24 protein-coding genes and 2 pseudogenes are annotated in these 26,545 nt (G+C 71.6%); 15 read left to right on the plus strand and 11 right to left on the minus strand.

The window, feature by feature from the left end; all coding sequences use genetic code 11:
* Positions 1-5: 5 nt before the first annotated feature.
* Positions 6-467, minus strand: a complete 462-nt coding sequence (locus ACIBTU_RS06245) for a GNAT family N-acetyltransferase (protein WP_399124725.1) — start codon at positions 465-467, stop codon at positions 6-8.
* Between the two features lie 70 nt (positions 468-537).
* On the opposite strand from ACIBTU_RS06245, the pseudogene ACIBTU_RS06250 reads away from it, so the two are divergent.
* A pseudogene (locus ACIBTU_RS06250) lies at positions 538-1,307 on the plus strand (MBL fold metallo-hydrolase).
* A gap of 7 nt (positions 1,308-1,314) precedes the next feature.
* Here ACIBTU_RS06250 and ACIBTU_RS06255 read toward each other — a convergent pair.
* Both ACIBTU_RS06255 and ACIBTU_RS06260 read right to left on the minus strand, forming a co-directional pair.
* Complete coding sequence (locus ACIBTU_RS06255) at positions 1,315-2,988, minus strand: bifunctional 3'-5' exonuclease/DNA polymerase (RefSeq protein ID WP_399124726.1); 1,674 nt, start codon at positions 2,986-2,988, stop codon at positions 1,315-1,317.
* A 60-nt stretch (positions 2,989-3,048) separates the two neighbouring features.
* Entirely contained in the window at positions 3,049-3,894 is an 846-nt protein-coding gene (locus ACIBTU_RS06260; RefSeq protein ID WP_399124727.1) for a nitrilase-related carbon-nitrogen hydrolase, read from the minus strand.
* 106 nt (positions 3,895-4,000) lie between these two features.
* Between ACIBTU_RS06260 and ACIBTU_RS06265 the strand changes: the two genes are divergently transcribed.
* Both ACIBTU_RS06265 and ACIBTU_RS06270 read left to right on the plus strand, forming a co-directional pair.
* Entirely contained in the window at positions 4,001-5,137 is a 1,137-nt protein-coding gene (locus tag ACIBTU_RS06265; protein WP_399124728.1) for a DUF2786 domain-containing protein, read from the plus strand.
* 18 nt (positions 5,138-5,155) lie between these two features.
* A complete protein-coding gene (locus ACIBTU_RS06270) occupies positions 5,156-7,276 on the plus strand; it encodes an FUSC family protein (protein WP_399124729.1) in 2,121 nt (706 codons plus the stop codon).
* A gap of 121 nt (positions 7,277-7,397) precedes the next feature.
* Here the strand turns inward: ACIBTU_RS06270 and ACIBTU_RS06275 are convergent, their stop codons facing one another.
* Positions 7,398-7,886, minus strand: a complete 489-nt coding sequence (locus ACIBTU_RS06275; protein ID WP_399124730.1) for a hypothetical protein — start codon at positions 7,884-7,886, stop codon at positions 7,398-7,400.
* 147 nt (positions 7,887-8,033) lie between these two features.
* Here ACIBTU_RS06275 and rpmG point away from each other — a divergent pair, with 147 nt between their 5' ends.
* Both rpmG and ACIBTU_RS06285 read left to right on the plus strand, forming a co-directional pair.
* Complete coding sequence (gene rpmG, locus ACIBTU_RS06280) at positions 8,034-8,198, plus strand: 50S ribosomal protein L33 (protein ID WP_399124731.1); 165 nt, start codon at positions 8,034-8,036, stop codon at positions 8,196-8,198.
* A 5-nt stretch (positions 8,199-8,203) separates the two neighbouring features.
* Entirely contained in the window at positions 8,204-8,461 is a 258-nt protein-coding gene (locus ACIBTU_RS06285) for a type B 50S ribosomal protein L31 (protein WP_399124732.1), read from the plus strand.
* Positions 8,462-8,544: 83 nt separating this feature from the next.
* Here ACIBTU_RS06285 and ACIBTU_RS06290 read toward each other — a convergent pair whose 3' ends face one another.
* Positions 8,545-10,020 carry an aldehyde dehydrogenase family protein gene (locus ACIBTU_RS06290; RefSeq protein ID WP_399124733.1) on the minus strand — a complete coding sequence of 492 codons (1,476 nt, stop codon included), beginning with the start codon at positions 10,018-10,020 and terminating at the stop codon, positions 8,545-8,547.
* A gap of 98 nt (positions 10,021-10,118) precedes the next feature.
* Positions 10,119-11,015 carry a helix-turn-helix domain-containing protein gene (locus tag ACIBTU_RS06295; RefSeq protein ID WP_399124734.1) on the minus strand — a complete coding sequence of 299 codons (897 nt, stop codon included), beginning with the start codon at positions 11,013-11,015 and terminating at the stop codon, positions 10,119-10,121.
* A 268-nt stretch (positions 11,016-11,283) separates the two neighbouring features.
* Between ACIBTU_RS06295 and ACIBTU_RS06300 the strand changes: the two genes are divergently transcribed.
* Entirely contained in the window at positions 11,284-11,781 is a 498-nt protein-coding gene (locus ACIBTU_RS06300) for an ATP-binding protein (RefSeq protein WP_399124735.1), read from the plus strand.
* A gap of 15 nt (positions 11,782-11,796) precedes the next feature.
* On the opposite strand, the gene ACIBTU_RS06305 is transcribed toward ACIBTU_RS06300, so the two are convergent.
* The gene (locus ACIBTU_RS06305; RefSeq protein ID WP_399124736.1) at positions 11,797-12,036 is read right to left on the minus strand and encodes a DUF397 domain-containing protein; all 240 of its coding nucleotides are present in this window, start codon (positions 12,034-12,036) and stop codon (positions 11,797-11,799) included.
* Positions 12,037-12,278: 242 nt separating this feature from the next.
* Between ACIBTU_RS06305 and ACIBTU_RS06310 the strand changes: the two genes are divergently transcribed.
* Complete coding sequence (locus ACIBTU_RS06310) at positions 12,279-12,824, plus strand: DinB family protein (protein WP_399124737.1); 546 nt, start codon at positions 12,279-12,281, stop codon at positions 12,822-12,824.
* 49 nt (positions 12,825-12,873) lie between these two features.
* Positions 12,874-13,491, plus strand: coding sequence for a PadR family transcriptional regulator (locus ACIBTU_RS06315; RefSeq protein ID WP_399124738.1), 618 nt, complete (start codon positions 12,874-12,876; stop codon positions 13,489-13,491).
* Between the two features lie 16 nt (positions 13,492-13,507).
* Here the strand turns inward: ACIBTU_RS06315 and ACIBTU_RS06320 are convergent, their stop codons facing one another.
* On the minus strand, positions 13,508-14,935 hold the full coding sequence (locus tag ACIBTU_RS06320; RefSeq protein WP_399124739.1) for a glutamate decarboxylase: 1,428 nt from the start codon (positions 14,933-14,935) through the stop codon (positions 13,508-13,510).
* A gap of 155 nt (positions 14,936-15,090) precedes the next feature.
* Between ACIBTU_RS06320 and ACIBTU_RS06325 the strand changes: the two genes are divergently transcribed.
* The gene (locus tag ACIBTU_RS06325; protein WP_399124740.1) at positions 15,091-15,864 is read left to right on the plus strand and encodes a MerR family transcriptional regulator; all 774 of its coding nucleotides are present in this window, start codon (positions 15,091-15,093) and stop codon (positions 15,862-15,864) included.
* 16 nt (positions 15,865-15,880) lie between these two features.
* Here ACIBTU_RS06325 and ACIBTU_RS06330 read toward each other — a convergent pair whose 3' ends face one another.
* A complete protein-coding gene (locus ACIBTU_RS06330) occupies positions 15,881-16,258 on the minus strand; it encodes a YbjQ family protein (RefSeq protein ID WP_399124741.1) in 378 nt (125 codons plus the stop codon).
* 147 nt (positions 16,259-16,405) lie between these two features.
* On the opposite strand from ACIBTU_RS06330, the pseudogene ACIBTU_RS06335 reads away from it, so the two are divergent.
* Positions 16,406-17,056 (plus strand): annotated as a pseudogene (locus ACIBTU_RS06335) (DedA family protein); the annotation flags it as partial.
* Positions 17,057-17,321: 265 nt separating this feature from the next.
* Here the strand turns inward: ACIBTU_RS06335 and ACIBTU_RS06340 are convergent.
* Both ACIBTU_RS06340 and ACIBTU_RS06345 read right to left on the minus strand, forming a co-directional pair.
* Positions 17,322-18,980, minus strand: a complete 1,659-nt coding sequence (locus ACIBTU_RS06340; RefSeq protein WP_399124742.1) for a threonine/serine exporter ThrE family protein — start codon at positions 18,978-18,980, stop codon at positions 17,322-17,324.
* 134 nt (positions 18,981-19,114) lie between these two features.
* Positions 19,115-19,606 carry an inorganic diphosphatase gene (locus ACIBTU_RS06345; RefSeq protein ID WP_188338262.1) on the minus strand — a complete coding sequence of 164 codons (492 nt, stop codon included), beginning with the start codon at positions 19,604-19,606 and terminating at the stop codon, positions 19,115-19,117.
* A 130-nt stretch (positions 19,607-19,736) separates the two neighbouring features.
* Between ACIBTU_RS06345 and dacB the strand changes: the two genes are divergently transcribed.
* The 5 genes from dacB to ftsH all read left to right on the plus strand — a co-directional run bounded on the left by dacB (position 19,737) and on the right by ftsH (position 26,489).
* Positions 19,737-21,176 (plus strand): D-alanyl-D-alanine carboxypeptidase/D-alanyl-D-alanine-endopeptidase, encoded by a 1,440-nt coding sequence (gene dacB, locus ACIBTU_RS06350; RefSeq protein WP_399124743.1) that lies wholly within the window; start codon positions 19,737-19,739, stop codon positions 21,174-21,176.
* 76 nt (positions 21,177-21,252) lie between these two features.
* Positions 21,253-22,413 carry a zinc-dependent metalloprotease gene (locus ACIBTU_RS06355; protein ID WP_399124744.1) on the plus strand — a complete coding sequence of 387 codons (1,161 nt, stop codon included), beginning with the start codon at positions 21,253-21,255 and terminating at the stop codon, positions 22,411-22,413.
* A 236-nt stretch (positions 22,414-22,649) separates the two neighbouring features.
* Positions 22,650-23,657, plus strand: a complete 1,008-nt coding sequence (tilS, locus tag ACIBTU_RS06360) for a tRNA lysidine(34) synthetase TilS (protein ID WP_399124745.1) — start codon at positions 22,650-22,652, stop codon at positions 23,655-23,657.
* 65 nt (positions 23,658-23,722) lie between these two features.
* The gene (gene hpt, locus ACIBTU_RS06365; RefSeq protein WP_399124747.1) at positions 23,723-24,262 is read left to right on the plus strand and encodes a hypoxanthine phosphoribosyltransferase; all 540 of its coding nucleotides are present in this window, start codon (positions 23,723-23,725) and stop codon (positions 24,260-24,262) included.
* A 205-nt stretch (positions 24,263-24,467) separates the two neighbouring features.
* A complete protein-coding gene (gene ftsH / locus ACIBTU_RS06370) occupies positions 24,468-26,489 on the plus strand; it encodes an ATP-dependent zinc metalloprotease FtsH (protein ID WP_399124748.1) in 2,022 nt (673 codons plus the stop codon).
* Positions 26,490-26,545 lie beyond the last annotated feature (56 nt).

Below are 26,545 nucleotides of genomic sequence, written 5' to 3' on the forward strand. Positions count from 1 at the left end.
CTCGGCTACAGGGGGAGCTTGAAGCCGTCGTGGCTGCGCGCGAAACCCAGCCCCGCGTAGAACCGATGCGCCTCCGTCCGCTGCTTGTTGCTGGTGAGCTGGACGAGGGCGCAGCCGCGCTCGCGGGCCCGCTCGATCGCGCGGGACATCAGGGCCCGGCCGAGGCCCGACCCCCGCCGGTCGGCGCGGATGCGCACCGCCTCGATCAGCGCGCGCTCGGCGCCGCCCTTGCCGAGCCCAGGGATGTACGTGGCCTGGAGGCAGCCCACGACCGTGCCGCCCGGCTCCACGAGCACCAGCATCTCGTTGCGCGGATCGGCGTCGATCGCCGCGAAGGCCCGCTCGTAGGCCTCCGTCACGACCACGGTCGCCGGGTCCACGACACGGTCCTCGTCGGCGAGCAGGGCCAGGACCACCGGCAGGTCGGCGCGGGTCGCGGGGCGCAGGGCGTGATCGTCGGAGTGCATGGGGCCCGACCTTAACGGGCGGCGGGAGACCCGCCGCCGACACTAGGGTCACGCAACGGCTGATCAGACGCTGCATCTCACGGTCCTGGGCTCCGCGACGCCCTACCCGAGCGCGGACAACCCCTGCTCCGGCTATCTGGTGACGGGCGGCGGCGCCCGCATCTGGGTCGACGCGGGCAGCGGCACGCTCGGCCCGCTCCAGCGGTACACGCGCCTCGACGCACTCGACGCCATCTGGATCTCGCACCTGCACGCCGACCACAGCGCGGACCTGCTCACCGCCTACTACGGTGCGCTCTACGCCGACCTCACCCTCACCGCCCCGATTCCCCTGTACGGTCCGCCCGGCATCACCGACCGCCTCGCCGGGTTCCTGACGAACGGCGCGGACCGCAGCCCGGTCGATCGGCCTTCGCCGTCACGGAGTTGTACGACGGCCACCAGGTGGACGTCGGCCCCCTCCGCCTGACCGGCCGGGCCGTGGCCCACGGCATGCCCGCCTTCGGGCTGCGCGTCGAGGGCGCGGGCGGCTCCCTCGCGTACTCCGGGGACACGGCCCCCTGTGCGAGCCTGACCGAACTGGCCGCCGGCTGCGACGTGTTGCTCTGCGAGGCCGACAGCGACCGGCATCCGACGGCGGCTCCGGAAGCCGAACGGGTCCACCACACGCCCGAGGACGCGGGCGAGACGGCCACGAAGGCCGGCGCGGGACGGCTGATCGTCACGCACGTAGGGCGCTCACTCGCCCCGCGCGAGGCCGTGGACCGGGCCTCCACGCGCTTCGACGGCCCCGTCGAACACGCCGCACCCGGCGCCGAGTTCGAGGTCCGGCGCCGCTGAAAGCAGCTCACTTCGCGTCCGCGTAGCACTCCACCCCCGCCACCGAGAACGGGAACCGCACCGGGGTCTGGCCGAACGTCAGCCGCCCCGCCGTCGCCGCCGCCCGCTCGATCGCCTCCGTCACCTCGGGGACCTCGTGCTCGGGGCAGTGGACGATGACCTCGTCGTGCTGGAAGAAGACCAGCTCGGCGGCGAGCGGAGCCAGGGTGGAGCGCAGGGCGGCGAGCAGGAGGAGGGCCCAGTCGGCGGCGCTGCCCTGGACGACGAAGTTGCGGGTGAAGCGGCCCCGGGCACGGGAGTTCGTCGAGGCGTAGCCGTACGGGGAGTCGGCGGAGGTCTCGTCCTGCGGCAGGCCCGCCTCCTCCGCGCCGGAGGCGCCCGCCGCCGGGGGACAGGTGCGGCCCAGCCAGGTGCGCACGAGCCGCCCCTCCTCACCGGCCCGCGCCGCCTCGTCGACGTACGCGACCGCGCGCGGGAAGCGGCGGCGCAGCAGCGCCAGGTTCTTCAGGCCGTCGCCCGAGGTCTGCCCGTACATGGCGCCGAGGACGGCCAGCTTGGCCTGGTCGCGGTCGCCGGAGAAGGCGCGGTCCGAGACCGACTGGTAGAGGTCGCCGGACTGGGCCGCGACCTCCATGAACGCCGGGTCCCGCGAGATCGCCGCGAGCACCCGGGGCTCCATCTGCGCCGCGTCGGCTACGACGAGCCGCCAGCCCGGGTCGGCGACGACCGCGCGGCGGATCACCTTGGGGATCTGCAGCGCCCCGCCCCCGTTCGTCGTCCAGCGGCCCGAGACCGTGCCGCCCGGCAGGTACTCGGGGCGGAAGCGTCCGTCCCGCACCCAGTCCTGGAGCCAGGACCAGCCGTGGGCCGTGTAGATGCGGTACAGCTTCTTGTAGGCGATCAGGGGCGCGACCGCCGGATGGTCCAGGGACTCCAGCTCCCAGCGACGGGTCGAGGTGACCTTGATGCCGGCCTGGGCGAACGCCTTCACGACGTCCGCCGGCAGCTCCGGCCGCACCCGTCTGCCGAACGCCGCCGACACCTCGTCCGCCAGCTCCGCGAGCCGGCGCGGCTCGCCGCCGCCCGCGTACCGCTCGCCGAGCAGCTCCGCGAGCACGGCCCGGTGCACATCGGCCCGCCACGGAAGGCCCGCCGCGCGCATCTCCGCCGCGACCAGCATCCCGGCGGACTCGGATGCGGTGAGCAGCCGCATCCGCTCCGGGTGCTCGGCCGCCGCGTGTCTGCGCTGCTGCTCCGCGTACACCTCGACCAGGTCCGGCAGCGGCACGTCGACGGGCGGGCGGGGCTCGAAGAGGGAGGACTGGGAGCCGGGGGCGGCCGTGCGCGGCGGCGGGTCGGCGGGCACGGGGCCCTGGCGCAGGCGGGCCAGGGCGGCGGCCGCCGAGCGGGGTTCGCCGTGCCGCCCCTCGTGGCCCAGCAGCAGGTTCTCCGCCGCCTCGATGTCGTAGCAGCGCTCGACGCGGACGCCGGCGGCGAGCAGCCGCGGGTACACGGCGTGGGTGTCGCGCCAGACCCAGCGGGTCACGTCGGGCCGGGAGCGGACCGCCCCGGCGAGGTCCGGCTCGCGCACGACGGGGCCCGCGGGCAGCCCGTCGTCGCCCAGCGGCGCGAGCTCCGCGCCGCCGGACTCGGTCGGGGCGAGCACCCAGCGTCCGGTCATGCAGCGAGTCTCACACCGGCCACTGACAATCCCCGGGCGAGCCGGCCCCGAGCACCGGGGTCAGCTGTCGCCGCCCTCGTCGATCAGCCGTCTGACCTCCCGGTCGACGAGCCCGAGCCGCGCCTCCGCGACCAGCGGCACCGACCGCCGCTGCCGCCGCGCCTCGTGCACCTCGACGTCGACGGTGACCAGCGCCCGCTCCCACTTCGGGGCTTGCGCGACGACCGTGCCGCGCGGGTCGACGACGCGGGAGCCGCCCCAGAAGGACGCCCCGTTCTCGTTCCCGACCCGGTTCACGAAGACGACCCAGCACTGGAGCATCTTCGCCGTGTACGCGAGCAGCGTGTCCCAGTACAGGCCCGTGTCCATGGCCTCGGGGTCGAGCGTGGACGCGCTGTTCGCGGGGACGATCACGACCTCGGCCCCGTCCTGCACCGCGAGCCACGGCAGCACCGGCTGCCACGCGTCGTTGCAGACGAGGGTCGCGGCCCGGCCGCGCCCGCCGGGCAGGTCGTAGGCGCGCAGCTGCTGGCCGGGGCTGACGTGCTTGCGCTCCTCCCAGGCCAGGTAGTTCGGCAGGTACAGCTTGCGGTGGGAGTGCACGAGGGCGCCGCGCGAGTAGAGGGCGGAGGCGTTGTAGGCGCGCAGGCCGGTGTGCTCGTGCAGGCCGACGAGCGCGTCGGGCCCGCCCCGCTCGGAGGTCAGCGCGAGCAGCCGCGGGTCGTCGACGGTGATGGAGGTGTCGGTGGCGAGCGCGCCGAGGTGATAGCCGTGCAGGCTCAGCTCGGGGAAGACGACCAGGTCGGCGCCCTGGGCCGCGGCCTGCGCGAGCTGCTCGCGGGCGGTGGCGAGGTTCGCCTCGACGTCGCCGAGCACGCAGTCCGTCTGCGCCAGTGCCACTCTCATGTCCCGAGCGTCCCAGTCCCGCCCCCGCCCGGCATCCCGAGCGGCCCGCGCCCCTGAGATCATCGAAGCCGGGAGACGACCGGGAGACCGAGAGGGAGACAGGCACATGAGCGAAGGCACCGTCGATCGCGCCTTCGCCAAGGCTCTGTACGGATCCGAGGGCGACCTGGACACAGGCGCCTCCCTCCTCGCGGCCGACCCCGCGTCCGACACCGAACTCGCCCGGCGCGGACGCGAGCTCGTGCGCCGCGCCTGGGAGCGCGGCTGGCAGCCCGCCGACCTGCACCGCATGGTCGTTCGGGACCTGGGCCCCGACACCGCGCACAGCCGGCTCGCGGCTCGCCTGATCCGCACCGAGACCGGCCGCTACGACGTGCTGCCGCCGCGCTGGACGGCCCAGCTGGAGGCTCTGCCCGCCGGTGAGGCCCCCCGCACGGACCGCTTCTCGGCGGCGACGACCACCCTGGAGCTGTACCGGCTGCTGCTGCGGCTGCCCGCGATCGAGCCGGTCGGTCCGGTGCCCGGCGAGGCGCTGAGCGTGCCCGTGGCCGGTGAGTCGCGCACCCTGGCCCGGATCCGCGCGCTGCTCGCCAAGGCGGAGGCGACCGGCTACCCGCCGGAGGCCGAGGCGCTGTCCGCGAAGGCGCAGGAGCTGATGGCCCGGCACTCGGTGGACGAGGCGCTGCTCGCGTCCCGTACGCACGCGAAGGACACGCCCGCGGCCTGCCGGATCGGCGTCGACGCGCCCTACGAGACGGCGAAGGCGGTGCTGCTCGCCGCGGTGGCGGGGGCGAACCGCTGCCAGGCGGTGTGGAACGGCGCGTTCGGCTTCTCCACGGTCGTCGGCTTCGAACCGGACCTGGAGGCGGTGGAGCTGCTGTACACCTCGCTGCTCGTACAGGCCACGGCGGCGATGACGCGGGCCGAGGCGGAGCAGCGGGCGGGCGGCCGCAAGCGTACGAAGACGTTCCGGCAGTCGTTCCTGGCCGCGTACGCGCAGCGGATCGGTGACCGGCTCGCGGCGGTCGCGGACGAGGTGACGGGGGAGCGCGGGGAGCTGCTGCCGGTGCTCGCCGCGCGGGACGTGGCGGTGACGGGCCGCACGGAGGAGATGTTCCCGGAGACGGTGACGACGCGGATGCGGGGCGTCTCGGACGAGGCGGGCTGGCACGAGGGCCGCTCGGCGGCGGACCGCACCCGGCTGTCCGGTACGTCACCGTCCGGGGAGATTGATCCCGCTTAGTCCCCGTATTCTGGCCGGGTGAGCTGGTTCCGGGCGCTGAAGGACACCACGCGCTCGGGGTTGAGCGTCGAGCGCAAGCGGCTCGAACCGCTGATCGCGGTGCGCGGCGCCGCCGGACTCGCCCTCGTCATCGCGATGAGCCTGTGGCTGTTCGGGCCGGAGGTGGCGGCCGGATCGGCCTTCGGCGCGTTCCAGGCGGCCATCGCCACGTTCCAGCGGAGCTGGCGTCCGCGCCCCGAACTGGCCTTCGCCTCCGGCGCGAGCCTCGGCGTCTCCACCTTCGTCGGCTATCTCACCGGCTCGCACCTGGCCCTGTTCCTGCCGCTGCTCGCGCTGTGGACCTTCCTGGCCGGACTGGCCTGGGCGGCGGGCCCGACCATCGGCCTGATCGCCTCGTCGAACGTCGCGATGATGCTCGTCACGATCACCCTGCCGACCTCCGTCGCGGGCGCCGCCGCGCACGCCGCGATGATGATCGTCGGCGGCCTGGTCCAGGCGGCCCTGGTGATCCTCTTCCCCGTACGCCGCTGGGGCGCCCAGCGGGACGCGCTGGCCGACGCGCTCGCCGCCGAGGCCGACTACGCGCGCCGGCTGCGCCACGACCCGGTCGCCCCCTTCGACCCCGAGCCGCTGATGCTGGCCCGCAGCGCCGCCGCGCTCACCCCCCGCCAGGCCCGCACCCGGCCCGCCCAGCTGCGCGGCACGCGCGGGCTCGCCGAGCGGATCAGGCCCGTCCTCGCCTCGCTCGCCGACCCGGCCGTCGGGGTGCCCGAGGAGGGACCCGAGCGGGACCGGGTGCGGGAGCTGCTCGCCGGCGCCGGTTCGATCCTGGACGCCGCCGCCCGCGCCATCCGCCAGGGGCAGCCGGTGACGATCCCGGGCGGCGCGGTCGCCGCGTTCCGCAGCCCGGACACCGCCGCGATCCTCACCGGGCCCGCCCAGCGCGCGGCGAAACGGCTCGGCTCGCTGCTGCGGGACGTCGTGGAGACGGCCGGCGGCACCCGGCCCGAGGACGACGACGTCCGCCGCCGCCCCGCCGACCCGGCCGCCTCCCTGCGCCGGCCGTCCCTCTTCCGGCTGCTGCCCGCGGCCGTGCGGGCCGTCCGCCGCGAGGCCCGGCCGGGCTCGCCGATCCTGCGGCACGCGACCCGGGTCACCGCGGTCGCCCTCGCCGGTTACCTCCTCGGCAACGCGCTGCCCTTCGGCCACGGCTACTGGGCGCCCATGTCCGCCGTCATGATCATGCGGCCCGACTTCTCGCAGACGTACTCGCGCGCGGTCGCCCGCTTCGCCGGCACGCTCGTCGGGGTCGCCGTGGCCACCGGCATCGTGCGGCTCGCCCACCCGGACACGTACACGGCGGCCGCCCTCGCCGTGGGGTGCGCGTGCCTGATGTACCTGCTGATGCGTACGGGGCAGCTCGCGGCGCAGGCCTGCATCGCCGCGTACGTCGTCTTCCTGCTCGGCATGGGCGGCGAGAGCTGGGACCAGACCGTCGTCGAGCGGGTCGTGCTCACCCTGGCCGGCGGACTGCTCGCCATGCTGGCGTACGCGCTCTACCCGGCCTGGGAGACCCCGCGCCTGCGCACCCGGCTCGCCGACCGGCTCGTCGCGCTCGGCACGTACGCGGCGGCCGTCGTCGGGCACTACGCCCGGCCCGAGGGCAAGGCCTGCCCGGACGTGCGGGAGGCGCTGCTGAAGGCGCGGGACGCGCACATCGCGTGGGAACAGGCGCTGGCCCGGGCCAAGACCGAGCCGGTCCGCAGCCGGGGTCTCACACGGGCCGCGGCCGACGACGCGGCCGAGGCGCTGCATCATCTGGGGCGGGTGGCGATGCTGATGGAGGCGCATCTGCCGGAGCGCGGGGCCACGCCGGTGCCGGCCGCGTCCGTACTCGCCGACGCGCTGATCAAGGCGACCCGTGACGGGGCCCGGGCGATCCGTGAGCGTCGCGTGCCGCGCTGGGATCCCGTCCGGGAGGCGCTGGCCGCTTGGGACGGGGACGGGGTTCCGGACCGGGTCGTCCGTCGGGGCGCGGGGTTGCTGCTGGAGACGCTGGACGACCTGTCCGAGGCGCTGGACACGGAGGCTTCGCCGATGGGGGTAAAGGATTCGGGGGAGCGGACTGCCGCTTCTTGAGCGTCGCCGGGTGCGGGTGATTCGTGGCTGGTCGCGCCCCGCGGCGGAGCCGCTGATGTCACGGCCCCGCGCCCCTGAAATGCAGACCCTTCGGGTCGCATTTCAGGGGCTACGAAGCGGGTCAGCCCGTGGGGAGGCCCGTCGGGAGGCCGCCCGGGAGCTTGCCGTCCTCGGACTTGGTGAAGGCGTCGGTCTTGCCGCCGTCCCAGCTGACCTGCATGGACTTGCCGTCGTTGGACTCGACCTTGCCGGTCGTCCGGTCCGTGCTGCCGTCCGCGCACTTGAGGACGAACGTCGGCGCGGCCCCGTCGGACACCGTGCCGGAGCACAGGTGCCCGTCACCCGTGCTGAGCGAGGCCTGCTTGCCGCCGACCACGAGCACGACGGGCTGCCCGCCGCTCGTGGCGCTCCAGATGCCCTCGGTGTCCTTCACGGAGCCCGCGGACCCGGACGCGCCGCCGGTCGAGCCGCCGTCCGTCGACGAGGACGAGCCGCTGTCCGAGCCCCGGTCCTTCTTGCCGCCGCCGCTGTCGCTGCTGCAGCCGGTCACGGCCAGTGCCGCCACGACGGCCGCGACGCCCGCGACGATCCGTACGTTCCTGATGCGCACAACTTCCCCCTGCTTCACGACTGTCACAGCGGTCGCTCCCGTCGTGCGACCGCCGCAGCAAGTTACCAGTCGTCACACCGCGCCATGGTGACGTACCTCTCCCGGCGAGCTATTGAAAACGGAAGTCATTTCCATATACTGGGGTCCATGGCACGCAACGAACTTCGACCGGTGATCAAGCTCAGGTCCACCGCCGGGACCGGCTTCACGTACGTCACCCGCAAGAACCGGCGGAACGACCCCGACCGCCTGGCCCTGCGCAAGTTCGACCCCATCGCGGGCCGGCACGTCGACTTCCGAGAGGAGCGCTGACTTTCATGAAGAACGGCATCCACCCCGAGTACGCCCCGGTCGTGTTCCGCGACCGCGCGGCGAGCAGCGCCTTCCTGACCCGCTCGACGATCACCGCCTCCGACAAGCTCGGGGACCGGACGATCGAGTGGTCGGACGGCAACACGTATCCCGTGTTCGACGTCGAGATCTCCGACGCGAGCCACCCCTTCTACACGGGCCAGCAGCGGGTCCTGGACACCGAGGGCCGCGTCGAGGCCTTCCGTCGCCGCTACGGCGGCTGACCCCGCGGCTGATACCGGCAAAGACAGCAGGCCCGACCCCTTCCGGGGCCGGGCCTGCTGTCTTGTGTAATACCGCTACGGCGTCAGAACGGGAACTGCGAGCGTCCGTGCTGGACGGAAATCCACTTCTGCGTGGTGAACGCCTCGACCGTCGCCTCGCCGTTCAGCCGGCCGATGCCCGAGCGCTTCTCGCCGCCGAAGGCGACCAGCGGCTCGTCGTGCACGGTGCCGTCGTTGACGTGGATCATGCCCGTGTCGATCTGCTGGGCGAAGGCCACGCCCCGCTCGACGTCGCCCGTGTGCACGGCGCCGCTCAGCCCGTACGGGGTGTCGTTCGCGATCCGCACCGCCTCCTCGTCACCGTCGAAGGGGATGAGGAGCGCGACCGGGCCGAAGATCTCCTGCCGCAGGACCGGCGAGTCGGCGGGCAGGCCGGACAGGACGACCGGCTCGACCAGGTTGCCGTCCACCGCGCCGCGCACGAGCGCCGTCGCGCCCTCCGTGACCGCCTGCTCGACGACCGCCGAGAGGGCGTCCGCCTGCGTGGAGTTGATCACCGGGCCGATCACGGTCGACGGGTCGCGCGGGTCGCCCGCCTTCAGCGTCTTGACCTTGGCGACGAACTTCTCCGTGAACTCCTTCTCGACCTTGCGGTCGACCAGGATGCGGTTCGCGGCCATGCAGACCTGGCCCTGGTGCACGTAGCGGCTGAAGACGGCCGCGTCGACCGCGTAGTCGATGTCGGCGTCGTCGAGGACGGTCAGCGCGCTGTTGCCGCCGAGCTCCAGGACCGCCTGCTTGAACTGGGAGGCGCACACCGTCGCCACGTGCTGGCCGACCTTGTCCGAGCCGGTGAAGGAGATGACCTTCGGCACGGGGTGGGTGAGCAGGGCGTCGCCGATCTCGGCGATGTCGGTGATGACGACGTTGAGGAGACCGGCCGGCAGGCCCGCGTCCTCGAAGATCTTCGCGACGAGCGAGCCGCCCACGATCGGGGTGTTCTGGTGCGGCTTCAGCACGACCGCGTTGCCGAGCGCCAGCGCGGGCGCGACCGACTTCAGGGAGAGCAGGAACGGGAAGTTGAAGGGGGAGATGACGCCGACGACGCCGACCGGCACCCGGTAGACCCGGTTCTCCTTGCCGTCCACGGGGGAGGGGATGACCCGGCCCTGCGGGCGCAGCGCCAGCTGGATCGCCTCGCGCAGGAACTCCTTGGCCAGGTGCAGCTCGAAACCGGCCTTGACGCGGGTGCCGCCGAGCTCGTCGATGATCGCCTCGGCTATCTCCGCCTCGCGCTCCTCGACCAGGCGCAGCGCCCGCTCGAAGACCATCCGGCGCGCGTACGCGTTGGTCTTCGCCCAGTCCTTCTGCGCCCGCTCGGCCGCCCGGTACGCCTCGTCGATCTCCTCCACGGACGCGACGGTGATCGACGCCAGCTTGTCCCCGTTGTACGGGTTGAAGTCGATGATGTCCCACGACCCGCGACCCTCGCGCCACGTGCCGTCGATGTACTGCCGGTCCAGATCGGTGAAGTACGTGTGCGAGGACTGTGACGTCATGGCAAATCCCTTGCTGAAGCGCCGGACGGCTGATGGGACGTCATCGTACGTCCGGCGCCTGTCGATTGACGCAAGAGATCGGTCAACTCGCTTTGCACTCAGGCGAATTCGGTCAGTACCCGCTGGAGCAGATCGACACTCTCCGCCGGGCCCGGGCACTGCTCGGCGAGGAGCGTCATCGCCTTCTCGTACTGGGCGACGTCCTCGCGCTTGTCCAAGTACAGGGCGCTGGTGAGCTGTTCGAGGAAGACGACGTCGGAGAGGTCCGACTCGGGGAACCTGAGCAGGGTGAAGCTGCCGGACTCGCCCGCGTGCCAGCCGCGGTCGAACGGCATGACCTGGAGGGTGATCCGGGGCCGGTCGGCCAGCTCGATCAGGTGGCGCAGCTGTCCGCGCATCACCTCGGGCCCGCCGTGCACCCGGCGCAGCGCGGCCTCGTCGAGCACCACGTGCAGCTCCGGGGCCTGCTCGGCGACCAGCAGCTTCTGCCGCTCCAGGCGCAGCGCCACGCGCCGGTCGACGTCCTCGGGGGCGGCGCCGCGCATGCCCTGCTCGACGACCGCGTGGGCGTAGGCCTCGGTCTGCAGCAGGCCGTGCACGAACTGGGCCTCGTAGCCGCGGATGTGCGAGGCGGCGGCCTCCAGGCCCACGTAGGTCTGGAACCAGCCGGGCAGCACGTCGGAGTAACTGTGCCACCAGCCCGTGGAGTTGGCCTCCTTGACGAGCGAGAGGAGGGCCTCGCGCTCGGCGCCGTCCGTGACCCCGTACAGGGTCAGCAGGTCCTCCACGTCGCGCGCCTTGAAGCTCACGCGGCCCAGCTCCAGGCGGCTGATCTTCGACTCGGAGGCGCGGATCGAGTAGCCGGCGGCCTCACGGGTGATGCCGTGCGACTCCCGCAGGCGCCGCAGCTGTGAGCCCAGCAGGATGCGCCGCACCACCGAACCGCCGCCCGGCCCCAGCGCCTGGGGTGACGCCCAGGACTCCCCAGCGGTCACGTCGTCCACCCTCCCTGATCGATCCGGGCCCGAAGTCTGCCACTAAAACGCTCCGGGCCGTACTCGCGCGGTTACGGAAAGGGAGAAGAGGCGAAAGGGGTGCGTGAGAACTTGGAAGAAGTCGCGGGAAGAAATGAGCAAGAAGCGGTACGGGAACGGCCAAGTCCGGCGCGTGCACGTGCATCTGCCCTTGCATCCGTTCTGCGCATTCGGAACCATGGTCGCCACCACCGGTCGCTACGTACTGCGAAAATGGGGAGTGCCTCGCATGGGGACGAACGGATCGACCATGCTCGAGCCCTTCGACGCGTTGAGGCAGAGTCTTCCCCCGCTCGACCCCTCGGAGGTGTCCAGCGCCGCCTCCTGCGCCCTGCCCGCCCGCTACGAAGCGGTGCGCAGCGCAAGGGAGTTCAGCCGCAGAACGCTCGGCGACTGGGACGTGCCCGAGCGCTTCGACGACATCTGCCTGGTCGTCTCCGAACTCGTCACCAACGCGCTGCGCCACGCGCTGCCCGCGGACACGCCCTACGACCAGGACCCGCCGGTGCGGCTGCACCTGATGCGCTGGGCCTCGCGCGTGGTGTGCGCGGTGCGCGACCCCAGCAACGACAGCCCGGTGGCCCGCGAGGCCGACGTGTGCGAGGACTTCTCGGCCGAGTCGGGGCGCGGCCTGTTCCTCGTCGAGTCCTTCAGCGACAGCTGGGGCTGGCACCCGCTGGCCGGCGCGCTGAGCGGCAAGGTCGTCTGGGCCCTGTTCCGGGTGTGAGCGCCGGGCGGCCGCTCAGGCGACCGTCAGATGGTCGAACTCCCCGTCCTTCACGCCCAGAAGCATGGCCTCTATCTCGGCGGGCGTGTAGACGAGCGCGGGGCCCTCGGGGAAGTTCGAGTTGCGGACGGCGATCCTGCCGCCGGGCAGCTTCGCGAACTCCACGCAGGAGCCCTGCGAGTTGCTGTGCCTGCTCTTCTGCCAGACCACTCCGTGCAACTCCGTGGCCGCCATGCCGTTGTACACGTGGTGCACGGTTCGCTCCCCCGGTGGTTCATGTGGCACATGGGTGCAGGGGGCAACTGCCCCGACTGGTCTGGATCATAGCCCTCGATCAAGATCTTCTGCATGAGCAGATGCACGTGCACGCGGGGTGTTCCCGTGACTACAGAACTCGGCGGAACTCGGCGCCGACTCTCGTAAAGAGGCCAGGATCTGACCTACATGCCCCGTAGTTTCTTCTCATCGAGTCCGGCGAACGACGTGAGGTGTTTTCGATGGTCATGCACGTGAACCCCGAGGCCCGCGGTGACGAGCGCGGCGCGCTCCTGGCCTTCATCGCCGAGCAGCGCGGCGGCCTGCGCCGCACCCTGCTCGGGCTGACGGACGGGCAGGCGGCCGCGAAGCCCAGCGCCAGCGCGCTCTCGCTCGGCGGCATCGTCAAGCACGTCGCCGAGGTCGAGCAGGGCTGGGTGGCCCTGGCGAGCCGGACCGCGCCCGACACCAAGCGCGACCCGGAGTCGTACGGCATCGGCTTCCAGATGGTCGAGGGCACCGACACCGTGCGGTCGCTGCTCGACTACTACGAGGACGTCGCCCGGCGCACCGAGAAGTTCTTCCAGGACGCGCCCAGCCTCGACGACACCTTCCCGCTGCCCGACGAGCCCTGGTTCCCCGACGGCCAGGAGGTCTCGCTGCGCTGGCTCGGCCTGCACCTGATCCGTGAGACGGCCCGGCACGCCGGCCACGCCGACATCATCCGCGAGTCCCTGGACGGCAAGACCGCGTTCGAACTGGTGGCGCTCGCGCAGCAGCAGGGCTGAGGGCACATCCCCGAGGGCCTCGCACGGGCGCGGGTCCTACGCTGAGCGCATGTCAGCGATCCGCCTCCTGGTCCTCGGGGCCGTACGGCAGCACGGCCGCGCGCACGGCTACCAGGTGCGCAGCGACCTGGAGTACTGGGGCGCCCACGAGTGGTCGAACGCGAAGCCGGGATCGATCTACCACGCGCTCAAGCAGATGGCGAAGCAGGGACTGCTCCGCGCGCACGAGGTGGCGCCGTCGACGGCCGGCGGTCCGCCCCGCACCGAGTACGAGGTCACCGAGCGCGGTACGCGCGAGTACCTGACCCTGCTGCGCGAGTCCCTCACCGCCTACGACCAGAAACCGGACGCCCTCTCGGCCGCGCTCGGCTTCATGGTCGACCTGCTGCGCGCGGAGGTCGTCGCCCTGCTCCGGGAGCGGGTACGCCGGATCGAGGAGTGGCGCGCGTCCGTCACGGAGCACTACACGCCCGAGGGCGGCCCGGAGCGGCTGGGCCACATCGGCGAGATCATGAACCACTGGGTGTTCACCGCCGACACCGGCGCCGAGTGGACCCGCGCGCTCGTCGCCCGGATCGAGGGCGGCGCGTACACCTTCGCGGGCGAGGGCGAGCCGTTCGTCGGGGTCCTCGCGGACGGGCGGGAGAACCCGTACACCGCTCGCTGACCGGGGTCGGTGAGCGTCAGTGGTGGAAGGACGTCGCCGCGTCCTTGTCGCGGACCTGCGGGTGCGACTGGCTGCGCAGGTCGGGCAGGATCCGGGTCAGATCGTCGACGAGCAGCTGCGCCAGGTCCGCGGAGAAGCCGTTGCGGCACACGACGCGGAGCACGGCGAGGTCCTCGCGGTGCGCGGGGAACGTGTAGGCGGGCACCAGCCAGCCGTGCTCGCGCAGCCGCCGCGACACGTCGAAGACGTCGTACGCCGTCACGTCCGGAGCCGTCGTCACCGCGAACACCGGCAGCTCGTCGCCCCGCGTGAGCAGGCGGAAGTCGCCGAGCGCCTCGAAACGCTCGGCGAGCCCGCGCGCCACGTCCCGCGAGGCCTGCTGCACCGCCCGGTAGCCCTCCCGGCCGAGCCGCAGGAACGAGTAGTACTGCGCGACGACCTGCGCGCCGGGCCGCGAGAAGTTCAGGGCGAAGGTCGGCATGTCGCCGCCCAGGTAGTTGACGCGGAAGACGAGGTCGTCCGGCAGCGCGTCCGCGTCCCGCCACAGGGCCCAGCCGACACCCGGGTAGACCAGGCCGTACTTGTGGCCCGAGGTGTTGATCGAGGCGACCCGGGGCAGCCGGAAGTCCCACACCAGGTCCGGGTCGAGGAACGGCGCCACCATGGCGCCGGACGCGCCGTCGACGTGCACCGGGATGTCGAGCCCGGTCCGCTCCTGGAGCTGGTCGAGCGCCGCGCACAGATCGGCGACCGGCTCGTACGAGCCGTCGAAGGTGGAGCCGAGGATGCCGACGACGCCGATCGTGTTCTCGTCGCAGAGCTCGGCGGCGGCCGCCGGATCGAGGTGGAAGCGGTCGCCCTCCATCGGGACCTGGCGCGCCTCGACCTCCCAGTAGTCGCAGAACTTCTCCCAGCAGACCTGCACGTTGATGCCCATCACCAGGTTCGGGCGGGCGTCGCGCGAGGGGTAGCGGTCCGCGTTCCGCTTCGCCCAGCGGCGCTTGAGCGCCATGCCGGCCAGCATGCACGCCTCGCTGGACCCGGTCGTCGAGCAGCCCACCGCGGTCGTCGGGTCGGGCGCGTGCCACAGATCCGCGAGCATCGCGACGCAGCGGCGCTCCAGCTCGGCGGTGCGCGGGTACTCGTCCTTGTCGATCATGTTCTTGTCCCGGCACTCGGCCAGGAGGACGTCCGCCTGCGGCTCCATCCACGTCGTCACGAAGGTGGCGAGGTTGAGACGCGCGTTCCCGTCGAGCATCAGCTCGTCGTGCACCAGCTGGTACGCGGTCGACGGCAGGAGCGGGCCGTCCGGCAGCCGGTGCTTGGGCGGTGCGTCGGTCATCCCGGCCGCGGGGTCGGCCACGCCGTAGAACGGGTTGACGGCCATCGGGCGCTCGTCGCGCCCCCCGGACCGGCCCGCGGGACCGTGGTGCAGCGGAGGCATCGGCGACTCCTTCGTGAGCGGCGTCCCCCGCGCCAGCCTAGGCAGACATCGCGGAACGGGCATATCGGGCGTCCATGCGGCGCGCTTGCACCTCACGCGGCGTGAGGACCCAAGCTGAGTCACGTACGGAGAACCGCTGCGGGAAAGGAGCGGCCATGACCTCCTCGGTCCACTCGGTCGGCCAGGTGGCCGGATTCGCCGGGGTCACGGTGCGCACGCTGCACCACTACGACGAGATCGGACTGCTCGTCCCGAGCGAGCGCAACCACGCGGGACACCGCCGCTACACCGCGTCCGACCTGGACCGGCTCCAGCAGATCCTCTTCTACCGGGAGCTCGGCTTCCCGCTGGACGAGGTGCAGGCCCTGATCGACGACCCGGCGACCGACCCGCGCGAGCACCTGCGGCGCCAGCACGAGGTGCTGACCGCCCGCATCGAGAAGCTGCAGAAGATGGCCGAGGCCGTCGAACACGCCATGGAGGCACAGAAGATGGGAATCCAGCTCACCCCGGAGGAGCGCTTCGAGGTCTTCGGGGACAAGGACCCCGAGCAGTACCAGGAGGAGGCGCAGGAGCGCTGGGGGAACACCGAGGCCTGGGCCGAGTCCCAGCGCCGCGCCGCCACCTACACCAAGGAGGACTGGCAGCGCATCCAGGCGGAGGTCGAGGACTGGGGCCGGCGCTACGCGGCCCTCGTCGCCTCCGGCGAGCAGCCGTCCGGCGCGGCGGCCCTGGAGCTCGCCGAGGAGCACCGGCGGCACATCAGCCAGAACTACTTCGAGGTCTCCTACGAGATGCACGCCTGCTTCGGCGACATGTACGTGGCCGACGAGCGCTTCAAGGCGTTCTACGACGCCATGGGCGAGGGCGTCGCCGAGCACCTGCGCGACGCGATCCACGCGAACGCGGAGCGGCACGCGGGGGAGTGAGCGCGCCCGGCCCGGCTCAGGGCGCGGTGGTCTCCTGGGCGATGACGGCGGCGGTCCCGTAGGCGCAGACCTCGGCCGCCCCGTCCATCGCCTCCGTCACGTCGAAGCGGAACATGAGCACGGCGTTGGCGCCTCGCGCGCGTGCCTGCTCCACGAGCCGCTCCATGGCCTGGTTCCGCGTCTCGACCAGCGTCTTGGTGAGGCCCTTCAGCTCGCCGCCGATCATGGACTTGAGCCCGGCGCCGATCTGGCTGCCCAGGTGCCGCGAGCGCACGGTGAGGCCGAAGACCTCGCCGATCACCTGCTGCACCCGGTACCCCGGGACGTCGTTCGTGGTGACGACGAGCACATCCGCCTGCGGATTCTGGCCGCCGCCGAAGTCTTCGATACCCATAACGACAGGTTTCCCACAGTTCGCACGGAGTGCATCCTGAGAGGGCCACTGGAACCTGGTGCCCGCGAGCGGCGTTGATAGCTTTGCATCGCCGATCTGCATGGCACCGCAATGCCTTTGCCCTCACCCCTTCAGGAGCCCGGACCCGTGATGACGCTTGCGCTCGGACCAAGCTGGCTGGACCCGGACCATTTGCTGAACACGTTCGGGATCTGGGGCCTGCTCCTGATCGTGTTCGCGGAGTCCGGTCTGCTGATCGGCTTCTTCCTGCCGGGTGACTCGCTGCTCTTCACCTGCGGTCTGCTGATCACCGCCGGCACCCTCGACTTCCCGCTGTGGGGTGCGGTCGGGCTCATCTGCGTCGCCGCGATCCTCGGTGACCAGGCCGGATACCTCTTCGGCAAGAAGGTCGGCCCGTCGCTCTTCAAGCGGCCGGACTCCAAGCTCTTCAAGCAGGAGAACGTGCAGAAGGCGCACGAGTTCTTCGAGAAGCACGGGCCGAAGTCGCTGGTCCTGGCCCGCTTCGTGCCCATCGTGCGGACGTTCACGCCGATCATCGCGGGCGTCTCCGGGATGCGGTACCGGTCCTTCATCACGTTCAACGTGATCGGCGGCGTCCTGTGGGGCGCCGGTGTGACCCTGCTCGGCTCCTGGCTGGGGAACATCGAGTTCGTCCACAAGAACATCGAGGCGATCCTGATCCTGATCGTCCTCGTCTCCGTGGTGCCGATCGCGATCGAGTTCCTGCGCGCGAGGCGCTCCGCGAAGCGGGAGCAGGGTGCGGCGCCGGACGCGTCCGGTACGCCGTCCCAGCGGGGGCGCCACGCCCGTCGCTAGCCGCTCGGAACGGGGGCGCCTTCTCGTCTGCCGGGTTCCTCTTCGTGGGCGGCTCTCCCGCCGTCGTGGCTGGTCGCGCAGTTCCCCGCGCCCCTGGAGATGCGCACTTCGTGCGCCATCTCCAGGGGCGCGGGCGTATCGGGAAATGCGACCCGAAGGGTCTGCATTTCAGGGGCGCGGGGAACTGCGCGAGAAGCCCCACCGGGCGGCACCCGGCGACGACCCCCTAGAAACCACGCGTGCGCTTGGCCGCTCGGCGGCCCTCCGCGCCGGGGGAGCGGATGAAGAGGCGGGAGATCTCGCCGCCCAGGTTCACTCCGATCGCGATGGCCATCGCCAGCGCCGCCGCCTGCGACAGATACACGAGCCCCGCGTTCACATCGTTGTGCGCGATGGCCAGCAGCCCGAAATACGTCGCCGAACCGGGCAGCAGCGGCCCGATCGCCGCTGTCACGTAGGGCAGCGCGGAAGCGAACCGGTACCGGGAGAAGAGCTGGCCGAACAGGCCGACGAGCCCGGCCGCCGCCGCCGTGGACGCCACCGGCGAGATCCCGCCCGCCACATGCATCGCCCCGTAGACGACCCAGGCCACCCCACCGTTCAGCGTCACCATGAGCACCGTCGACCGCTCCTGCTGCAGCAGCACCGCGAACGCCAGGGACAGTGCCATCGACGCGGCGATCTGCCAGTACGGCCGGTCGATGACCTTGAGCGCGGCCTCCGGGTTCAGCTCCGCGTGCAGCTGCACGCCCACGTAGAGCATGATCAGCACGCCGATGACGATGCCGACGAAGAAATACATGACTTCCAGGAGCCGGGCCGAGGCCGTGATGTAGAAGCCGGTCAGACCGTCCTGCACGCCCGCCACCAGCGCCCGCCCGGGCAGCAGCGCGAACAGTCCACCGGTGATGACCGCCGAGGCCCGCACGTCGACCTCCGCGAGCGTGAGCAGGATGCCGATGCCGGCCGGCGGCATCGCGGCGACCGTGAACTGGTAGAACTCCGGGAACCCGCGCCCCGCGCACAGCCACGCGAGCCGGTCGCCCAGCATCGCGCCGATCGCCGCGGCGAAGAACACGATCAGGTCGCCGCCGACGAGGATCGAGGCCGCCCCGGCGAGCAGTCCGCTCGCCGCCGTGAGCGCCCAGCCCGGATACGGGTGCCGGTTGCGGCGGATCTCCGCGAGGCGCCGATAGGCCTCCTCCAGGGACACCTCGACGTCCTCGTCGCTGATGTCGTCGACGAGGCGGAACACGGCCGCGAGCCGGTTGTAGTCGGTGCCCCGGCGCCGCACCGTGCGCGAGGCCGTCACGGGGTCGTCCACCAGCGAGGGCTGGAACGTGATCGACAGCAGGGTGAACGTCACCGTCGGCTCGCACCGGTCGAGCCCGTAGGACCGGCACACGGCGAACATCGCCGCCTCCACGTCCTCGGCACCCTCGCCCCCGGCGAGCAGCAGCTCCCCGATACGCAGCGTCAGGTCGAGCACGCGGGGAACCGCGGGCCCGGTCTCGTCCTCCTTGTGGACCTTCTCCGGCGCGGGCCGCTCGGCCACCGGCATGCGCAGCATCGTGCGCATCCGGTCCTGCCAGGGGGCTTCCTTGGTGAGCCGCACGACCGGGATGCCCTGCGCCGGGGTGAACGCCGGCGGCGACTGCCGCGAGCTGTACGTCCTCGGCGGCGTGAAGGCCGAGCCCTCCACCTCCGCGATCTCGACCGCGTGCACGCTCAGCCCCTGCGGGACCGAGAACTCCGAGGTGGTCGAGGAATCCTCCTCCGCCACCGGAGCCGGCGGTGCGACACCGCTCGGCTGCGTGAACGCGCTGCGCGCCTCGTCGGACTGCGGCTTGCGGTCCTCCGGCGCCTCCGACTCCCGCTCCGACACCTCTCGCCCTTCGTACGACTACGTACGCGTCTGCCTCCCGTACGCCTCAGTATGCGCACGGATACGGGAACGGGCCGCACGACCCCGGTCAGGGGAGGTGCGGCCCGTTCGACGCGAGGCGTCAGGCGCGGGGGTCAGTGACCGCCCTGGTCCTGGGCGCGCTTGTAGGAACGCTCGATCTCGGCCTCGGCCTCGGTGCGGCCGACCCAGTCGGCGCCCTCGACGGACTTGCCGGGCTCGAGGTCCTTGTAGACCTCGAAGAAGTGCTGGATCTCCAGGCGGTCGAACTCGGAGACGTGGTGGATGTCGCGCAGGTGCTCCATCCGCGGGTCCGTCGCCGGGACGCACAGCAGCTTGTCGTCGCCGCCGGCCTCGTCCGTCATACGGAACATGCCGATGGCGCGGCACTTGATGAGGCAGCCCGGGAACGTCGGCTCGTCCAGGATGACCAGGGCGTCCAGCGGGTCGCCGTCCTCGCCGAGGGTGTTCTCGACGTAGCCGTAGTCCGTCGGGTAGGCCGTCGACGTGAACAGACGACGGTCGAGGCGGATGCGACCGGTCTCGTGGTCGACCTCGTACTTGTTCCGCGATCCCTTAGGGATCTCGATCAGAACGTCGAACTCCACCGGTGGCTCCTCCATGATCAACACAAACGTCTGGTGATGCAGTGATTAAGTGTCCCTCACGCAGGTGTGTGATCGCGAAAGGGGCTGGTCCGAGGTGCCGGAACTGAAGGTTTCGCAGCTCTTGACGAGCGTGGCGAAGACCGCTGCGCTGACCAAGACCAAGCACGTGACGGTGGGTGCGACGGCGGTGGGTATCGCCCTCGCGGCCGTCGTGGCGGTCTCGGCCGGCCCTTGGGACGCTTCCGGTCAGCGTAAGGCCGAGGCGGACCGGGCGGCCTCTCCGGAGGCCCTTGGTGGCGCACATCACGGCCGCAGGGCCCCCGCCGCCCCCGCCGCACCCAGCGCCCCCGCCGTCCTCGCGGCCCCCGGAGCGTCCGTGCCGGGCCCCACGAAGGGCGCCCTCGCCGAGGTCCTCGACCCGCTCCTGAAGGACGCCGCGCTCGGTCCGCACCGCGCCGCCGCCGTCGTCGACGCCGTCACCGGCGAGCGGCTCTACGGCAAGGCCGCGGGCGACGCGCTCACCCCGGCCTCCACGACCAAGCTCGCCACCGCCGTCGCCGCGCTCACCGCCGCGGGCCCCGACCACCGCATCGCGACCCGGACGAAGCTGGAGAAGGACGGCAAGGAGCTCCTCCTGATCGGCGGCGGCGACCCCACCCTCACCGCCCGCAAGAAGAACCCCTACGGCGCCGCCAGCCTGCGCGACCTCGCCGACGACACCGCCGCCGCCCTCAAGAAGGACGGCATGACCGAGGTCACACTCACCTACGACACCTCCCTGTACTCCGGCCCCGACACCCACCCCATCGGCCCCAACGAGAACCTCGCCCGGGTCAGCCCCCTCATGGCCGACGAGGCCCGCCTCGACGACTCCGGCAGCGGGCCCGCGCCGCGCGACGGCGAGCCCGCGGCCGCCGCCGCCCGGAAGTTCGCGGACCTGCTCCACGACCGCGGCGTGCGCACCAAGGGCGACCCCGCCCCCTCCAAGGCCTCCGGACAGGCCGAGGACGTCGCGAAGGTCGAGTCCCCGCCGCTGTCCGCCCTGGTCGAGCGGATGCTGACGCACAGCGACAACGACATCGCCGAGGCCCTCGCCCGGCAGACCGCGATCGCCGCCGACGAGCCCCACGACTTCGACGGCGCCGGGACCGCCGTCAAGAAGCAGCTCGAGAAGCTCGACCTGCCGCTCGCCGGTGCCCGCTTCGCCGACGGCAGCGGCCTCGACCGCGCCGACAAGGTCTCCGCGAACCTGCTCACCGGCCTCCTCGCGAAGGCCGCCGACCCGCACCGCCCCGAGCTGCGCCCCGTGCTCACCGGCCTGCCCGTCGCCGGCTTCACCGGCACCCTCAGGAGCCGCTACGCCGACCCCGCCGACGCCTCCGGCATCGGCCTGGTCCGCGCCAAGACCGGCACCCTCACCGGCGTCAACACCCTCGCCGGGTCGGTCGTCGACGCCGACGGGCGCCTCCTCGTCTTCGCGTTCATGACCGAGGGCGCCCCCGCACCCCAGGCCGCCCAGGCGGGCCTGGACCGGCTCGCGTCCTCCGTCGCCAACTGCGGCTGCCGCTGACCCGCGGGGCCGAGCTCAGGGTTTCGTCAGGGTTCAACCCCCTCCGCGTACGCGAGGGGTCACGTACCGTTGACGCATGACGAGCATCGGCGGCGCTGCCTCATCAGGGATGGTCGACTGGAACCTCGCGGTGGCGACCGCGACCCGACTCGTACGGCCCGGCCCGGAGGTGAGCCGCGACGAGGCGCGCGCCATCGTCGCGGAGCTGCGCCGGCACGCCAAGTCCTCCGAGGAGCACGTGCGCGCCTACACGCGCATGGCCACGGACCGGGAGCACGACACCCCCGTCCTCGTCGTCGACCGCCCCGGCTGGGTGCGGGCCAACGTGGCGGGCTTCCGCGAGATCCTCAAGCCGCTGCTCGACAAGATGCAGGAGCGCCGCGGCCCGGGCGCCGGCCCGGCCGTTCTCGGCGCCGTCGGCGGCAAGGTCACCGGCGTCGAGCTCGGCATGCTGCTGTCGTTCCTGTCCTCGCGCGTCCTCGGCCAGTACGAGACCTTCGCGCCCGCCACCCGCGACCTGCCGGCCGCCCCCGACGGCGGCGGCCGCCTGCTGCTCGTCGCGCCGAACATCGTGCACGTCGAGCGTGAACTCGACGTGGACCCGCACGACTTCAGGCTCTGGGTGTGCCTGCACGAGGAGACGCACCGCACCCAGTTCACCGCCGTGCCCTGGCTGCGGGACCACCTGGAGGGCGAGATCCAGTCGTTCCTCGCCGAGACCGACGTCGACCCGTCGACGTTCCTGGAGCGGGTCCGGGAGGCCGTCCAGTCCATGTCCGGCGGGCGCCCCGACACCGAGGAGGACGACGGCGGCCGCTCGCTCGTCGAGATGGTCCAGTCGCCCGCCCAGCGCGAGATCCTCGCCCGCCTCACCGCCGTCATGTCCCTCCTGGAGGGGCACGCGGACTACGTGATGGACGGCGTCGGACCGGCCGTCGTGCCGAGCGTCGGAGAGATCCGCGAGAAGTTCAAGGAGCGCCGCCAGAAGGGCGCCTCCCGCCTCGACCTGGCCCTGCGCAAGCTCCTCGGCCTCGACGCCAAGCTGCGCCAGTACCGCGACGGCGAGCGCTTCGTACGGGCCGTCGTCGACCAGGTCGGCATGGACGGTTTCAACCGCGTGTGGACCTCGCCGAACACGCTCCCCACCAAGGCGGAGATCGCCAAACCGGCGGACTGGGTCGCGCGGGTGCACAGCAAGACGGACGGCGCGGCGGGCGGCGCGCACGGCGAGGACTGAGCCTGTCGAGGGGGCTCCGCGCGATCGGCCACGCCAGGAATGGCGCAGGATCACCCATCCGAGGGACCGTGGGTCGTGGGCAGGCGTGCAATGCTCGGTGAATGGCTCGCTTCTGTCACCATCGACACACTCTGCGTGACCGAAGTCACCGAGTCACCGTTGAGCGACTGAGCCGTGCCACATCGGTTCATAGTTGGCGCCCCACCCCCTCAGCAACGGAATGAAGGGAACCGGACATGGGTCCCCATCCTGCGGTCGCGGCGATACGCCTGGCGGTCCGCCGCGTCCTCCACGACATCCTCGACACGCACCCCCAACCACCCGCGGGTGACCGGCCGTTGGTCCTGGTCGCCTGCTCCGGCGGCGCCGATTCCATGGCGCTCGCCTCGGCCCTCGCCTTCGAAGCGCCCAAGCTCGGCGTCCGCGCCGGCGGCATCACCGTCGACCACCGCCTCCAGCCCGGCTCCGACGTCCGCGCCGAGGACGTCGTCCTGCGCCTGACCGCGCTCGGCCTGACCCCCGCCGAGTCCGTCGCCGTCGACGTGGGCCGCGCCGGCGGGCCCGAAGCCGCCGCCCGCGACGCCCGCTACGGCGCCCTCGACGCCGCGGCCGAGCGCCACGGCGCCGCCGCCGTCCTGCTCGGACACACCCGCGACGACCAGGCCGAGACCGTCCTGCTCGGCCTCGCCCGCGGCTCTGGCATCCGCTCCCTGTCCGGAATGGCCGCGGTCTCGGGGGCCGCCGGCCGTTACCGGCGCCCCTTCCTCGGGCTCGACCGGCAGACCGCCCGCAAGGCCTGCCTCGTGCAGCACCTGCCCGTCTGGGACGACCCGCACAACACGGATCCGGCCTACACCCGCTCCCGGCTGCGCCACGAGGGGCTGCCCGCCCTGGAGAAGGCGCTCGGCAAGGGCGTCGTCGAGGCCCTCGCCCGGACGGCCCAGTTGTCCCGGGACGACGCGGACGCGCTGGACACGTGGGCGCAGCAGGCCGCCGAATCCGTACGGGACGCGGCCGGGCTCCTCGAATGCGCCAAGCTCTACGCGCTGCCGCCCGCCGTACGCCGCCGCATCCTGCGCAGGGCGGCCATCGAGGCCGGCGCTCCCGCGGGTGCCCTCTTCGCCCGCCACATCGAAGAGGTCGACCGCCTGATCACCGGCTGGCGCGGCCAGGGGGAGATCAATCTCCCGGGCAAAGTCGTCGCCCAGCGTCAGGGTGGCAGACTGGTCATCCGGCAAGGCTGACTCGGCGGCTCACGTCGCGGCGGCCGGTGGGACGACCGAAAGTGATGCGGGTGGACGCGAAAGACATGGGCACCGACCTTCAGTCGGTGCTCATCACCAAGGAAGAGATCGACGCGAAGCTGGCCGAGCTGGCAGCGAAGGTCGACGCGGAGTACGCGGGCAAGGACCTGCTGATCGTCGGGGTCCTCAAGGGCGCCGTGATGGTCATGGCGGACCTGGCTCGCGCCCTGTCCACCCCCGTCACGATGGACTGGATGGCGGTGTCCTCGTACGGCGCGGGCACCCAGTCCTCCGGCGTCGTGCGGATCCTCAAGGACCTCGACACCGACATCAAGGGCAAGCACGTCCTGATCGTCGAGGACATCATCGACTCGGGTCTGACCCTGTCGTGGCTGCTGACCAACCTGGGCTCGCGCGAGCCCGCCTCCCTCGAGGTGTGCACGCTGCTGCGCAAGCCCGAGGCGGCCAAGGTCGACATCGACGTGAAGTGGGTCGGCTTCGACATCCCGAACGAGTTCGTGGTCGGCTACGGCCTCGACTACGCGGAGAAGTACCGGAACCTGCCGTTCGTCGGCACGCTGGCCCCGCACGTCTACGGCGGCTGAGCGCCCGTCAGCGCTCGTCGCGACGGCGGGAACCCTCAGGGGATTCCCGCCGTTGGAGCATGCGAGGGGCAGATTCTCGGTCGTCCCCTGCGGCGTCGGGTGACAATGCTGGGGTACCGTCCGAAGAACAGTTCTTCAAACAGCTTCAAACAGCCTTATCAAACTCACTATGGCAGGAGGGACGGGGCGGCATCGCTCCGTATGGATGGACGTGAAGCGATACTTCCGTGGGCCGGTCATGTGGATCGTGCTGGCCGTCCTTGCCGTGGTCGTGTTGATGCAGGTCGTCGGTTCGTCCGGCGGCTACAAGACGGTGGACACCGGCCAGGTCATTCAGGCCATCGACCAGGACAAGGTGAAGCAGGCCAAGCTCACCACCGGCGATGAGAACAACATCAAGATCGAGCTGAAGGACGGCCAGAAGCTCAAGGGCGAGGACGGCAGCAAGTTCCAGGCGAGCTACATCGGCGACCAGGGCGTCGACGTGGCCAAGGACCTGCAGGCCCGCTTCCAGGACAACAAGATCCCGGACGGGTACACCGTCTCCCCCGAGAAGCAGAACGCCTTCCTCGGCATTCTGATCACGCTGCTCCCCTTCATCCTGCTGCCCCTCATCTTCCTGTTCCTGATGAATCAGATGCAGGGTGGCGGCTCGAAGGTCATGAACTTCGGCAAGTCCAAGGCCAAGCTCATCACCAAGGACACACCGAAGACGACGTTCGCCGACGTCGCGGGTTCGGACGAGGCCGTCGAGGAGCTCCACGAGATCAAGGAGTTCCTGCAGGAGCCGGCCAAGTTCCAGGCCGTCGGCGCCAAGATCCCCAAGGGTGTGCTGCTGTACGGCCCGCCCGGTACCGGCAAGACGCTGCTCGCGCGCGCCGTCGCCGGTGAGGCGGGCGTCCCGTTCTACTCGATCTCCGGTTCCGACTTCGTCGAGATGTTCGTCGGTGTCGGTGCCTCCCGTGTCCGTGACCTCTTCGAGCAGGCCAAGGCGAACGCTCCGGCGATCGTCTTCGTCGACGAGATCGACGCCGTCGGCCGGCACCGCGGTGCGGGTCTGGGCGGCGGTCACGACGAGCGCGAGCAGACGCTCAACCAGCTGCTCGTCGAGATGGACGGCTTCGACGTGAAGGGTGGCGTCATCCTGATCGCCGCCACGAACCGGCCGGACATCCTCGACCCGGCGCTGCTGCGTCCCGGCCGCTTCGACCGCCAGATCGCGGTCGACCGTCCGGACATGCAGGGCCGTCTGGAGATCCTCAAGGTCCACCAGAAGGGCAAGCCGGTCGCTCCGGACGTCGACCTGTCGGCCGTCGCCCGCCGCACCCCCGGCTTCACGGGTGCCGATCTGTCGAACGTGCTGAACGAGGCGGCCCTGCTGACCGCCCGCTCGGACCTGAAGCTGATCGACAACCACATGCTGGACGAGGCGATCGACCGTGTGGTCGCGGGCCCGCAGAAGCGGACCCGGATCATGTCGGACAAGGAGAAGAAGATCACCGCGTACCACGAGGGCGGTCACGCCCTGGTCGCGGCGGCTTCTCCGAACTCCGACCCGGTCCACAAGATCACGATCCTGTCCCGCGGCCGGGCCCTCGGCTACACGATGGTGCTCCCGGACGAGGACAAGTACTCGACCACGCGCAACGAGATGCTCGACCAGCTCGCCTACATGCTGGGCGGGCGCGCGGCCGAGGAGCTCGTCTTCCACGACCCGACCACGGGCGCGGCGAACGACATCGAGAAGGCCACGACCACGGCCCGTGCCATGGTCACGCAGTACGGCATGACCGAGCGGCTCGGCGCGATCAAGTTCGGCGGCGACAACACGGAGCCGTTCCTCGGCCGGGAGATGGCGCACCAGCGCGACTACTCGGAAGAGGTCGCGGCGCTCGTCGACGAAGAGGTCAAGAAGCTCATCGAGACGGCGCACAACGAGGCCTGGGAGATCCTCGTCGAGAACCGCGACGTTCTCGACAACCTGGTTCTCGCGCTCCTCGAGAAGGAGACGCTGAACAAGGAGCAGATCGCCGAGGTCTTCGCTCCGATCGTGAAGCGCCCGGCCCGCCCCGCGTGGACCGGCTCCTCCCGCCGCACTCCCTCGACCCGCCCGCCGGTGCTCTCCCCCAAGGAGCTGTCACTGACGAACGGGGCGAACGGGGCGACCCCCGCCATCGAGTCCACCACCCCGGTGGACACGGTCAAGGAGGACCGCTCCGAGAGCTGACCGGGCCCCGGTGCCCGGGACAGCCCCGGAATGCAGGCCGCGTCCCCCACGCTTTA

The organism is Streptomyces sp. NPDC050145 (assembly GCF_044460245.1).
In the GTDB taxonomy this organism is placed as follows: Bacteria; Actinomycetota; Actinomycetes; order Streptomycetales; family Streptomycetaceae; genus Streptomyces.

What these genes read in the sequence shown, in the direction of transcription:
- ACIBTU_RS06245 (WP_399124725.1), bottom strand. Translation starts at nt 467, where the DNA reads ATGCACTCCGACGATCACGCCCTGCGCCCCGCGACCCGCGCCGACCTG.
- ACIBTU_RS06255 (WP_399124726.1), bottom strand. Translation starts at nt 2,988, where the DNA reads ATGACCGGACGCTGGGTGCTCGCCCCGACCGAGTCCGGCGGCGCGGAG.
- ACIBTU_RS06260 (WP_399124727.1), bottom strand. Translation starts at nt 3,894, where the DNA reads ATGAGAGTGGCACTGGCGCAGACGGACTGCGTGCTCGGCGACGTCGAG.
- ACIBTU_RS06265 (WP_399124728.1), top strand. Translation starts at nt 4,001, where the DNA reads ATGAGCGAAGGCACCGTCGATCGCGCCTTCGCCAAGGCTCTGTACGGA.
- rpmG (WP_399124731.1), top strand. Translation starts at nt 8,034, where the DNA reads ATGGCACGCAACGAACTTCGACCGGTGATCAAGCTCAGGTCCACCGCC.
- ACIBTU_RS06285 (WP_399124732.1), top strand. Translation starts at nt 8,204, where the DNA reads ATGAAGAACGGCATCCACCCCGAGTACGCCCCGGTCGTGTTCCGCGAC.
- ACIBTU_RS06290 (WP_399124733.1), bottom strand. Translation starts at nt 10,020, where the DNA reads ATGACGTCACAGTCCTCGCACACGTACTTCACCGATCTGGACCGGCAG.
- ACIBTU_RS06300 (WP_399124735.1), top strand. Translation starts at nt 11,284, where the DNA reads ATGGGGACGAACGGATCGACCATGCTCGAGCCCTTCGACGCGTTGAGG.
- ACIBTU_RS06310 (WP_399124737.1), top strand. Translation starts at nt 12,279, where the DNA reads ATGGTCATGCACGTGAACCCCGAGGCCCGCGGTGACGAGCGCGGCGCG.
- ACIBTU_RS06315 (WP_399124738.1), top strand. Translation starts at nt 12,874, where the DNA reads ATGTCAGCGATCCGCCTCCTGGTCCTCGGGGCCGTACGGCAGCACGGC.
- ACIBTU_RS06320 (WP_399124739.1), bottom strand. Translation starts at nt 14,935, where the DNA reads ATGCCTCCGCTGCACCACGGTCCCGCGGGCCGGTCCGGGGGGCGCGAC.
- ACIBTU_RS06325 (WP_399124740.1), top strand. Translation starts at nt 15,091, where the DNA reads ATGACCTCCTCGGTCCACTCGGTCGGCCAGGTGGCCGGATTCGCCGGG.
- ACIBTU_RS06330 (WP_399124741.1), bottom strand. Translation starts at nt 16,258, where the DNA reads ATGGGTATCGAAGACTTCGGCGGCGGCCAGAATCCGCAGGCGGATGTG.
- ACIBTU_RS06355 (WP_399124744.1), top strand. Translation starts at nt 21,253, where the DNA reads ATGACGAGCATCGGCGGCGCTGCCTCATCAGGGATGGTCGACTGGAAC.
- tilS (WP_399124745.1), top strand. Translation starts at nt 22,650, where the DNA reads ATGGGTCCCCATCCTGCGGTCGCGGCGATACGCCTGGCGGTCCGCCGC.
- hpt (WP_399124747.1), top strand. Translation starts at nt 23,723, where the DNA reads ATGGGCACCGACCTTCAGTCGGTGCTCATCACCAAGGAAGAGATCGAC.
- ftsH (WP_399124748.1), top strand. Translation starts at nt 24,468, where the DNA reads ATGGACGTGAAGCGATACTTCCGTGGGCCGGTCATGTGGATCGTGCTG.